At 36.1% G+C, this 12,768-nt stretch carries 5 protein-coding genes; all 5 read right to left on the bottom strand.

Going from position 1 to position 12,768, the window contains the following annotated elements; all coding sequences use genetic code 11:
• Positions 1–168: 168 nt before the first annotated feature.
• A complete protein-coding gene (locus C8C84_RS06280) occupies positions 169–1,329 on the bottom strand; it encodes a tetratricopeptide repeat protein (RefSeq protein WP_121312720.1) in 1,161 nt (386 codons plus the stop codon).
• On the bottom strand, positions 1,326–2,915 hold the full coding sequence (locus tag C8C84_RS06275) for a tetratricopeptide repeat protein (protein WP_121312719.1): 1,590 nt from the start codon (positions 2,913–2,915) through the stop codon (positions 1,326–1,328). Before C8C84_RS06275 ends, C8C84_RS06280 begins: the two co-directional genes overlap by 4 nt.
• Positions 2,916–3,133: 218 nt before the next feature.
• Positions 3,134–9,670, bottom strand: coding sequence for a T9SS type A sorting domain-containing protein (locus C8C84_RS06270; protein WP_158592549.1), 6,537 nt, complete (start codon positions 9,668–9,670; stop codon positions 3,134–3,136).
• Positions 9,671–10,100: 430 nt separating this feature from the next.
• On the bottom strand, positions 10,101–11,312 hold the full coding sequence (locus C8C84_RS06265; protein WP_121312717.1) for a PQQ-dependent sugar dehydrogenase: 1,212 nt from the start codon (positions 11,310–11,312) through the stop codon (positions 10,101–10,103).
• 130 nt (positions 11,313–11,442) lie between these two features.
• Entirely contained in the window at positions 11,443–12,726 is a 1,284-nt protein-coding gene (murF, locus tag C8C84_RS06260) for a UDP-N-acetylmuramoyl-tripeptide--D-alanyl-D-alanine ligase (protein ID WP_121312716.1), read from the bottom strand.
• Between the last annotated feature and the right edge of the window lie 42 nt (positions 12,727–12,768).

Raw genomic sequence — 12,768 nt, 5'->3', positions numbered from 1 at the left:
AACCCTTGACACACAAAAGAAACAGCATGTGATTCACAGTGATTTCAAATTCCTTACACTAAGATACGAAAATAGCAAGAGGGGAAAAATGGTTTTGCTTTGTAATTTACTGAATTTACAAAGTACAATAGGAGAAATTCGGGGGAATTCGGAGGCAAAAATGGAGTGTTAAGCGTCTTTCGCTTTTTTGTTTTGCAACACGTAGATTTGGTTCTTTATGGCTTCAATTTCTTTTCCTTTTCGTTTGATAATTACGTAGAAAAATAAAACAATCAAGACCAAAAGAATGAATAAAAACAACAATAAATAATAGAATTTATTAGACAATTCTGTTCTTTTTGCTTTTAACTCGAGTTCTTTTACCCCTAAAGATTCGCCTACTGAACTTCTTTCACGGTCTTTAATAAGTTTTTGAACATCGATAAATTTGCTTTGATTAATCTTAAATTGATCCCATTGGTTTATAGCCAAATAATTTTCGGACAAACCTTTATAGATTTCTTGATTTAAAATTAAGTCATTCACTTCTGAAGAAAGATCTAAGGCAAGATTTAAGGCTTTTATGGCTTCGAGGTGGTTGCCTTCCAAAGTGTAAACTTTAGCCGAACCTTTGAGTGCAAACGCCTCTAAACTCTTCGCATTTACCTCTTTGGCCAATTTTGCTGATTCTTTAAAACTTTCGAGTGCCAATTTGTTATTATGCATCAAGAGGTAGCAATTTCCTTTGTTGTATATCGCTATACTAACTTTGGAAGCAACGCCTAATTTGTCCTTTGACTTCTTTAACTCGGCTATACCTCTATCCATAAATGCAATGGCAATGGCACAACTCAACTTTTCTTTATAGATAAAACCTCTTACGATGTAATTTTTTCCCAATTCAGCATGAATAGAATCCTTATACGGATACTCTGAGATCAGTTGCTCCGCTTGGTCCAAATATTGAATTGCTTTGTCGTAAACTTTTAATTGATGGTACTGAATTCCCGTTTTATTTATGATATTTATTTTGAGCAATTTATCATTTGACTGGTCTAATAAATCTGAAGCTCTAATCAGATAATCTAGAGATTTTTCATAATCTCTTTTAGCAGAATAGGCATCAGAAATCAACTTATATCCTTTGATTTTATAATCGACATTGTCTGACTGATTGACAATTTGATGTCCTTCTTTGATTACTTTATCAGGATTGACATAAATTTCGTTGGAACCGGCTTTAAGAATGCTATCGAGTTTTTTATAGTTTTGAGCATACGAAGTGGTTGTGGTCAGCAAGCCAACAACAAATCCAATAAACAATACTATAGTCTTCGTGTAAACCATCATTCTTCTAACAGATTGTTCTCTTTTTCTTGATTTAATAACTCTATAAACTTCACCGGAGAAATACCGGTTATGGATTTAAATACTGTAGCAAAACTACTATGTGAAGAAAATCCGCAATTCTCAGCCAAATAACTAATTTTATAATTGATGAAATTGGGATCAGTCTTCAACTTTTCAATGATATAATTGATTCTTAATTTGTTGATATAGGTGTTAAAATTGACGTTATAATGGGTATTGATAATCTCCGAGAGGTATTTTGTATTTGAGTCCAATTGACCCGCCAAAACCGCAAGTGAAATGTCTTTATTGATAAAACGTTTAGAACTTTCAAATCGTTTTAATTTGTTTAAAATCTGCTCTTCGGTTTCTTTTAAAATCACATTTTTTCTTGGTTCTTGCTTTTTATCCGTTATGCTGAAACTGCCAATGAGATTGCTTCTGGTTATTTCAATATAATTGATAATTACATCCAACCCTTTTTTGCGTTGCAATGTCTTTTGCCAAAAAAAGATACAAACGAGTATAATAACCAAGAAAATACCCGAAACTATGTATATTGTATTGAGATAACCGGATTTGTCATCTTCATAGTCCTTTGAATACTCATCCGAAATAAGATTGTAAGCAGTGTTGATGGCTTCTTGTTCTTGGGCTTCAGTTTCTGGCTGGACTTCAAAAAACCGCGTATTGGTCAACTTATAATTGGCCATGTCATTCAAAGCCAAATAACTCAAATTCTGTTGCTGAATAATCTCAACTTGCAAAAAAAGATTACCAAGTCCTTTAGCATAAACCATAGCCTCGTTACTAAGATTTATAACTTTTTGATGGTCTTTTGTAGCCAAATATACTCCGGCCAAACCCTGAAGTGCTTCAATTTTTGAATAGACATTCTCTCCATTCTGATTATTAACTAATGCAATAGCCGATTCGAAATGTTTTTTTGCCTGAACCAAATCACTTTCTTTAAAATACAATTGTCCGAGAGTGATTATATAATTCAGCTCTAAATCTTTATTGTTTTTAAATGTTTTATTTAAAGAAGACTCATGCTTTCTAAGCAAACTTATACCTTTTTCGGCTTTGCCTTCATTCAATAAAAATTGGGCTTTTTCAATGGCAATAGAACCTTCTAAATACAATTTTAACTTACTATCGTGTGTATTTTTAAATTTGTTTTCAAGATTTTCGAGAGATTTTTTGGATTGCTTGTAAAGTGTAAGCTCTCTTAAAAGAACAATTTTTCCAATTTCAATGTCTATTTTCTCTTCTTCTGTCAAGTAGTCCTCATAGTTTTTCTCTTCATACAGAAAATTTAGAGCACTACTAAAATCGCCTTTGACTAAATAAGCTTTAGAAATCAAAAAATTAACTTTGGCCTTTTCTTTATTGCTGGTATTGGTTTTACTAAGTAAGTACTGGGCAATTTTTAATGCTTGATCCGGATTTGAGTTGATTAAATTCTCTATATCATCGGACAAGTAATGTTTGTTTAAAAAAGATTGCGCATTGCTATGTGAATGGAGGAATCCAAATAGCAAAAAGAAATAAAAATATCTATTGGTATGGATAAGATATTTCATGTGTTTTTAAATTAATGTCAAAGTGTCGACCCCCGAATACAGCAAATATATAGAATAATAAAGACAAAAATAATTTTTTGAATTGTTAAAATAAGTTCCCAAAAAAAGAAAACCTAAAATAAAAACAATAAAAAAACCCTCCTCAATAAAATGAGAAGGGTTTAATTTCAAAAAAAAATATAAAAAAAACTTAATCTACTTATTAATCGAATTTAATCTTAATTCTGTTTAATCACTTTAATCATTTTTGAATTACCATCTGATTCAACCCTTACAAAATAAGTTGAAGCCGGCAATGAAGATAAATCAATTTGAACCTGATTTTCGTTGGTATTTCTCTCTTGTATTACTTGTCCCATCATGTTAATTACCGTAATGTTAGTAATCTGACTTGCGTAACTAATATTAACAATACCCGAAGTTGGATTAGGATAGAAACTAAAGCTTGCATCATCAAAACCATTTGTTCCCAATGCAACTGTTACCGTTACTGCCAATGGGGTGCTTGGACATCCTGAAGATAAATTTACTGCATAATAAATTGCGCCATTAGTCAATACTGTAGTATTTGCAAGTGCATTAGTTTGGGTTTGAGCATCTGTTAAAGAACCATACCAAATCACATTTATTGGACTTACCACTAGATCTTCTAAAGTTGCATCATTCAAATCTGAAACCGAAATTGTTTGAGCTGAACTTCCCGTTGGAGTGGCTGCTGAATTGATAGTCAATACTAATGTCTCAGTATTACATCCAACCGTTGAAGTATAAGTTCCACCGGTTGTATAAGTCGAACCATTTACTGACCAAGTGTAAGTATCACAAGCGGAAATAGTCGTTGTATTGGTCGTACTCGGTGTAATAGTCAATACTAATGTTTCGGTATGACATCCAACGGTTGAAGTATAAGTTCCACCCGTTGTATATGTTGAACCATTAACTGACCAAGTGTAAGTATCACAAGCTGAAATAGTAGTTGTGTTGGTTGTACTTGGTGTAATAGTCAATACTAATGTTTCGGTATGACATCCAACAGTTGAAGTATAAGTTCCACCTGTTGTATATGTCGAACCATTTACTGACCAAGTATAAGTATCACAAGCGGAAACAGTCGTTGTGTTGGTTGTACTTGGTGTAATAGTCAACACTAATTCTTCAATAGTACATCCAACGGTTGAAGTATAAGTTCCACCAGTTGTATATGTTGAACCATTAACTGACCAAGTGTAAGTATCACAAGCTGAAATAGTAGTTGTGTTGGTTGTACTTGGTGTAATAGTCAACACTAATTCTTCAATAGTACATCCAACGGTTGAAGTATAAGTTCCACCAGTTGTATAAGTGGTTCCATTTACTGACCAAGTGTAAGTATCACAAGCGGAAATAGTCGTTGTGTTGGTTGATGTTGGATTAACGGTTGCTGTGACAGGAACTCTAGGAGAAGCACAAACTTCAGTAACATCCCAATCAAAGAAGTTGTTGTAACTAGCATCCGGAGTACCATCAAATGTATTTAGTGAACCTGTAATTGCAATTGCACCTGTAGCAGTTGGTGTCGCTGCAGGGAAACTGCTCAACTTTCCTATTACATTGGTAGAGCTTAATCCATTTGTAGCTAATAATCTATAACCTGTTCCGGCTGGAATATCATAATCAAGCACAACTGTATTTGATACAGAAGTAGAAATAGTTCCAGTATTAGTTGCTGGAATAAAAGTCACAGCTGAAGTACCAGGTACTTGAACACCATCCTTAAATAATTTTATGGTAATTGGCGCTCCTGCATCAGCAGCTCCAGCCGTTTGTTTAGGATAAACTTTCACCGAATTTAAACGTACGTTAGTAGAAGCATTAAAGACAAGTCCACTAAATGGTGACGTTTGCGTTGTTGTTCCGGCAAACGCTTTACCTGCTGTATAAGTTGAACTTGATTCTGCAGCCACATAATAAGTAGTCGTAGCAGCAACATTCGGCGAATAAGTTTCGCCCGTTGCTAAAGCAGTACCTCCTGTTGCATTGGCGTACCAATTAATAGTCCCTGAAGCAGTGCTAGCTTCTAAGTTGGCAACACCTGCACCACAAATTGTAACTGGAGTAGTTGAAGTAATCGCATTAGTAAAGGTTACTTCTACCGGTGTAGAATTAACCACAACAGGACCAAAAGGACAAGTTACTGTACAACGATAATAAGTATCCGCTGTTGGAGTTGCTAAATAAGAAGAAGCTGTTGCGCCAGAAATATCTGTGTAATTACTACCTCCATCAGTTGAAGCTTGCCACTGATAAGTAACGCCAGCTCCTGAAACCACATTCTGCAAACTCAAAGCCACCGTTTGTGTACCACATAAAGTGGTTGGTGTTTGAACATTTGAAAATGTCAAAGCGGTTTGAGAAACAGAAGATATTGTTGCCGGTTGAGACAATGTTAATGCCGTACCGCTAATTGCTACCACAGTAGTCCCGGCAGGAATACCACTCCCTGTCACGGTTAAACCTACTGTAATAGCAGTATTAGCAGTTTGTAAAGTTACATTCGCTGAACCAGCAGTTATACCAGTACTGCTCGAATTTTGTAATGTTACCGCTTGAATTATTGTTAAATCAGCAATAGTATTTCCAGGGTTTACTGTTGTACAGTTTGGCATAGTGGCATAAGCAAAGTTACCTGTAAAACTTGCGCCTGGAGTTGCCATAACGGTAGTTATATTATTTGGTGTGCCAGATGCAAATGTTGTAATATCACCAAATACATTGTCATAGATTCCTTCGTCTGTTGGAGCTTGAACAATAATATTATTCGATGCAATAGCACTGTTTCCTAATCTTACATTAAAATCAGCCAAAGTCCCTAATACGCCTACTCTTTCCACTGTCCATCTTGCTGCACTTAAGTTTGAAATATTGGCAGAAGCTGTACCTAAATTGGCATTAAAAGCCTCTACTTTAAAATCAGCACCACCGCCAACTGCTAAAGATATAGGTGAATAAACTCCGTCTTTACCAACAGGATAAAGTGAGAAAAATGTTGAATTTCCACTTGTTGCAATTCCTCTTACCACCGGACCATTGATATAACAAGTGTTACTAAAAGTACCTATTATAGAGCCTGTTTGTGATAAATCTGCTCTACCCACGTGTAAAGGCGTTGCATCTGAAGTATTAATAACTCCTGCATTCATTGTTAATGAAGCCACTCTAAAATTCGGCATAGCTATAGTTACTCCGGGAATGCTTGTATTGTTTACTACTAAAGAAGTAAAATTGGCATAAGCTAAACTATTATTTAAATCATTATAAAAAATTCCGATTCCTGAAATAGTTTGTGGCGTTGTTACGGCCACAGCTGTACCATTCAAAAAATTTGCTAAGTTAACCGAAGTATTTAATTGGAAGTTCGCAACACCATTGTTTTCAACATCGCCACCAAAATAAATTGGAGAGCTAACACCAACAGGTCTTACAAAAGCACTTCCGGATACAATAGTAAATTTATTTTGAACATTTAACGTCCCTAAACTTTTGCCAAACCTGTTAACTGCATCAAGAGAATTGATGGTCAAATTCCCTACAGATAAAACACCACCGCCCGCAGCAAAATTAGTATAAAAACCATTGGTTGTAACCGGTGCTTGATCAGTAGATACACCATCACCTAATTGGATTGTATGATTAAGTCCAGTGGCTTTATGGACTGCTGAACTGTAAACAAAAGCAAAGCTACTAGCATTACTATCATATATTGTTATGGTTGCCGGAGCAACGATGGTTCCAGTTGCTGGCAAAGACAAATCGATTCTTACACCATTAATTGCTGTAATGGTAGTACCCGGTTGGATACCTGTACCGCCAACAATCTGTCCTACTTGTAACAATGGATTAGCTACCGGTAAAATAATAACCGAACTGTTAGGTGAAACACCTGAGAAGTTAATAGCTTCCTGACTTGCAATAGGAGAAGTTGTCAATCCTAACAGAGGTTGAGATAAAGTAACCCCACCAATACCATTCAAATCAAAACCTACGCTAACCACAGTCGTTCCCGCTTGAACTCCATTTCCTGAAATTAGCTGACCTACTGCTAAACTACTTGCATTTGGACTCGAGGTATCTATATTAATCACATAACTACCATCATTCATTGAAGCAAAATTCAAAATTGCCCCTGCTGCAATATCTGCTGTGATTGCTTGTGATAAAACCAAAGTAATAGGAGAATTTGAAAGTTGTCCGGCAGTTACAGAAACAATGGTTGTTCCCGGCGCAATTCCGGTTCCGGTTACAATTTGCCCAACGCCATAAATACCTTTATTACTATTGAAACCTGCCATAAGAATCGTGGTCGCACCTGTAGTAGCTGCTGCGTTGGTTCCTTTGGAAAATGTACCTGAAGCACCATAAGTATTAATCGGATAAGAAGTAACCGAAGTCGCTGTAGTTTGAACAGCATTATTTACCAATGGATCGACGATAGTGATAGTTCCTCCTGTTAAATTAATTGCCGAAGTTTCTATTTTGAACAATGAAACTCCTTGCCCAACACTATTCGCAGCCACACCACCAGCATTACCGTCAACAATAATGTTACCACCAGTATGGTTGAAAGTACTGGTTGATCTGTGGATTACATTTCCATTAACAGTAAGTGTACCACCCGAAACGGTATTGGTACCATTATTAGCAAAAACAGCATTGTTGTTTGAACAACCTACCGTTAAATCTCCTGAAGCATTAACTAAAGTTCCACCTTCGTTAATCGTGACACCCGCTGCATTATTTCCGGTAGAATTAACCGTTACCATATGCCCAGAAGCAATCGTAACGATGTCACTACAGGAAGGAGCACCACTTGGCGACCAAGTTGCAGCATCATTCCAATCGCCTGAAGCATTTGAAATTTTTGTAACCGCACCTTGTAATGAAGAAACGCCAACACCTACGTAAAATGCTGAAGTGGTTAAGTCAGCATCGGCTATACTTTTTCTCACAACAAAAGGGGAATTCGTTCCATTAACGTGTGTTCCGGCAGTTACTGAACCTGAATTCATCACTCTAGAGCTACCATCTAAAGCACTGTAAGCACCAACAGCATACAAACCTAAAGTATAAGTACCTGTACTCACATAAGTACTTCCAGTTTTAGAAATTGTCCAGTTTCCATTGTATCTGTCTGTAATAGTATAAGAACCATCAGCAATTGAAAGACCAGTAGTCATTGTTGTTGCATCAGCATAACTCATTGCTAATTCACCTGCAGTTGTAGCACCAGTGTTAACTAAGAATGCCCATCTGTTTTGTCCTGTTACACTTAAGAACGGGAAAAGCACTGTACTGTTTGGATTATAATCGGTTCCCGGATCAATAACAGTACCCATAGCCGATGTTGTATACCATCTTGAAATTTCACCCCCGATAAAACCATTACCTAAAGTGCAAGTAAAATTACCCGAAGACATTGAAGCAAAGTTTCCGATGTATAATTTATTAGAACCAAGAGCTACTCTGGCATTATTCAATCTAAGAATATTTTTAATTCTAACATTATTAAGTTGCCAATCAACATTAGGAATGGCAGTACTTGTATTACTAATCGTTAATTGATTAATTATACCTGCGGTATTAGTTGTTGTAGTCGAAACTACCGTACCCCCTAAAACACCAGTTCCATCAGAAGTAATTGTTTGAAGTGTAGAACCAAATAAAGTTAGAGATCCTATACCAACACCTGTATTTCCAACTGATACATCTAATCGACCGCTAGAAGCTAAATCAATATTATGACCTACTTTTAATGATTTTCCATTTGTTCCTTGGTACACATTAAATCTAGCTCCTGAGCCACTAATTAATAAATCGTTATTTACTGTAAACTCATCACTTAAAACGCCAAAATCAATTACTGCATTAGATCCGGCTATATATAAATTATTAGCACCTAGGTTTCTATTGTCAATAGTTACAGTGTGACCAGCATTTATTACTACATCATCAGCAGGAGAAGGCACGTAACCTAAATCCCAAGTAGATGGATTTGTAAAATTTCCGCTAGCAACCGAAGCAATCTCATTTCCACCAGCTCTAGATACCACGGAAATATTATCAATAGCAGCAGGTGGGTTTGTTCCTCCACCATTACCATTTGTCCACATAAAAATTAATCTGACAGTAGTCCCTGCAAAATTTGGTGGAATAAATCCAAAAGCCGTTTGTGTAACAGCATTAATACTCCCATAAGTTATAGAAGTTGCTCCTGCAAGAGTTGCCGGAACAGTCGTTTGTAAATCTGTACCAACAGGCGTATAACTGGTTGGCGCAGCAAAAACTTGCCAAGAAGCACCGCTAGTTCCAACCGACTTCCAGTTGAAACTCAAAGCAATATTAGTTTGTCCTACAGGAACAGTAATATCTCTATAAAAGAACACTGTTCTGGCACCGGAAATACCAACATAAGAATTGGTTTCTCCATTGTCAAGCGAAATGTAAGCTGAATTCCCGGCAATGGCTCCGGAATTAACAGCAGTTCCCACTACCCATTTAACCGGACCTACACCATCATTGGCAACAGTCCAACCGTTAGCAGCGAACGTACTGCCTGAGTCAAATGCTCCATCCGAAACCGGAATAAGTTGTGTTTGAGCTTTCATGGTTGTTAATGCGAAGAGTAGCATCAAAACAACTAAAGCAAAACCAATTGAACTTGGTTTCTGTCCAAAGGCTTTTCCGGTCAAAGACGACAAAGAACCTGATGAACTTTTCAAAAAGTAATTTTTAAACATAATTATTTGAATTGGTTAATTTAGAGAAGTAAAAGTATTATGTCGATACTACATAAAAAAAGACAACACTTTCTAATTTAACGAAATTCAAAAGGACTTTATACAAAAACGTTGTCGCTATACAACTAATCATTGGACTTCTAAACAGACAAAAACTCCCCAATTTCTTGGGGAGTTTCATATTATAGATATTTTAAAGTTCAATCTGAAATCATTCCTGTAGAAACTTTAATCAACAATATTCGATGTTTTAATTTCATTATCGATAAATACTTACAAAATCCTTAAAATGTAAGATAAAAATGTAAAAAATATTTTTTAATGGATTACCTATCTTTGAATATGGTCTTGAAGGTTTACCTTTCTATCAGACGGAAATGGAGTTGTGGAATACTCACAGAGTATAAGGATTTTACTTTTTTGTAATTCGATAGAGTTTTCCGCTATCGGTAATAGCATATAATGCACCGTCCTTTCCTTGTGCAACATCTCTAAAACGCTCACCTTCTTCGGTAAGCAGTCTCTCTTCTCCGATTACTTTATTGTTTTGAATAACTAATCGTACAACATGCTGGCTACTCAGTCCTCCAATAAATAGATTATTTTCCCATTCAGGGATTATTTTTCCACTGTAAAATGTCATACCGCTCGGAGAGACAACCGGATCCCAATAATATACCGGCTGCTCCATTCCTTCCATTTGGGTTTTAACTTCTCCAATAGTATTTCCATCATATTCTATTCCATAAGTAATAATGGGCCAACCATAATTTTTCCCTGCAACGATTCGATTCAACTCATCACCTCCGCGAGGACCAAATTCGTTTTCCCATAAATCACCCGTAACCGGATGGAAAGCCAAACCCTGTACATTTCGGTGGCCGTAAGAATACAATTCGGGTCTAGCGTTAGGATTATTTGTAAATGGATTACCTTTTGCTGGCTCACCATTTACCGTTATTCGGATTATTTTACCAAGAGCCGAATTAAGGGATTGGGCTTCAGGTCGAGTTTCCCGATCAGAGCGTTCCCCGGTACTAAAAACCAGATTCCCTGTTTTGTCAAAAAGTATTCTTGAACCATAATGTAAAACGCCTTTATAGGCAGGAGTAGCTCGATAAATAACTTTTGCGTTCTCGATAATACGTTCGTTATTTGACAAACGACCTTTAGCTACCGCTGTAAGGTTACCTTGTGGCGATTTTTCTGAAAATGTCCAATAAACCATTCGGTTTTGAGTAAAGTCAGGATCAATAGTTATGTCTAAAAGCCCGCCTTGCCCACTATCATTTACTTCCGGAATCCCAGTGATTTCCTCACTAACATTACCCGACGCCTCTGCTAGGCGAAGTGTTCCGCCCTTTTCAGTGATTAGCAAACGTCCATCCGGCAGTGGCGCTATTCCCCAAGGCCTTTTTAGCGTATTATCTAAAACTTTGATTTCGATTGGCATTTTGGTCTTTACGCCAACTATACGTGTTTGTCCGGTAAATGCAGGTTTGTATTTGGCATTTGGCGCTTCTGTTTCAACAGGAACACCTTCAAGGGTTTGTACTTGATCCTGCTTTTTATTGCAGGTGGCGAGGAAAAATGATAACGCAATAGTTGTTAGGACAGTTTTCATAACGTTGCAATTAATTTATGTAAAATTAGAATTATCGCTATCACCAAAGTTATATTATTTTCGAAAATTATTGTAGAATAAACAGTAATGTGCTTAAAATAAGATTTGTAGTTTCCAAAAGAGTAGCTTGTTATAAATATTCCAACGTACGTTCTAATGCCATTCCACGGGAACCTTTTATTAGAATTATTTGGTGTTCCAACTTTATTGCCGCTAAATATTTAGCAAAATCTTCAAATGTCGGATAAAAATTCAAATACTTATTCCCTATTGCATTGGCATAAAAATCTTTACCCACAAAATGACAATCAAATGAAACGACTTTATCTAAAAACTCAACAATATATTTATGTTCCGAAAGGCTTTCGTTACCCAACTCATACATATCACCAATCACAATAGTTTTATTAGACTTATCCAATTGGATAAAATTTTCCAAAGCTACTTTCATACTACTCGGATTAGCATTATAAGCATCGAGTATGATTTCGTTAGTTCCTTTGGTTAACAATTGAGAACGATTATTTTCGGGAATATAACTTTCAATTGCTTCTTTAATTTCTGTCGGATTTACTCCAAAATAATGTCCGATAGCTATCGCCGCACTAATATTATTGGCATTGTACAAACCAATCAAATGGGAATTAACATCAACGCCAAGTGATTTTATTTTCACAAAAGGATTAGCCACAATACTTTCAATAGAAACATCGGCTGCTTTATCTTTTTGGCTAAAAGTATATCGCTTAATATCGATTGTCTTACTGTCTTGAATTTCATCATCTAAATTGACAAAAACAGATTTAGCCTTGGATTTTAAATAAGCATACATTTCGCTTTTGCCCTTAATCACGCCTTCTACTCCACCGAAACCTTCTAAATGAGCTTTCCCGAAATTGGTGATAAATCCATAATCAGGTTGTGCTAATTCACATAAAAATTCGATCTCTTTTTGGTGATTGGCACCCATTTCAACAATCCCGATTTCAGTTTCCTTTGTAAAAGACAATAAGGTTAATGGCACTCCAATATGATTATTTAAATTACCAACTGTAGCCACAGTCTTGAATTTTTTAGACAAAACAACATTGATGAGTTCCTTGGTTGTGGTTTTACCATTACTTCCGGTTAAAGCAATTATAGGAAGCTTTAAATAGTTTCTGTGGTATTGCGCTAATTCTTGTAATGATTTCAAACTGTCTTCTACCAATATCGTTCTGCCATCAATATAATAATTACTATTATCAATCATCACATAAGCCGCGCCTTTAGCTAAGGCCTCATTGGCAAAAGTATTGGCATCAAATCGTTCTCCTTTAATGGCCACAAAAAAAGAGTTGGGTTCAATTTTTCGAGTGTCAATAGAAACTTGGGAACACTTTAAAAACAAGTCATGAATTTGCTGAATGGTCATTGGTATGGAATTAAAATAAAAAAGCCCTTAAAAATAGGGCTT

This window comes from Flavobacterium sp. 102, from assembly GCF_003634615.1.
In the GTDB taxonomy this organism is placed as follows: Bacteria; Bacteroidota; Bacteroidia; order Flavobacteriales; family Flavobacteriaceae; genus Flavobacterium.
This window is presented reverse-complemented; position numbering and strand designations above follow the sequence as displayed.

Excerpts from the sequence above, each read along its gene's own strand:
- C8C84_RS06265 (WP_121312717.1), bottom strand. The coding sequence starts at position 11,312 with ATGAAAACTGTCCTAACAACTATTGCGTTATCATTTTTCCTCGCCACC.
- C8C84_RS06275 (WP_121312719.1), bottom strand. The coding sequence starts at position 2,915 with ATGAAATATCTTATCCATACCAATAGATATTTTTATTTCTTTTTGCTA.
- C8C84_RS06280 (WP_121312720.1), bottom strand. The coding sequence starts at position 1,329 with ATGATGGTTTACACGAAGACTATAGTATTGTTTATTGGATTTGTTGTT.
- murF (WP_121312716.1), bottom strand. The coding sequence starts at position 12,726 with ATGACCATTCAGCAAATTCATGACTTGTTTTTAAAGTGTTCCCAAGTT.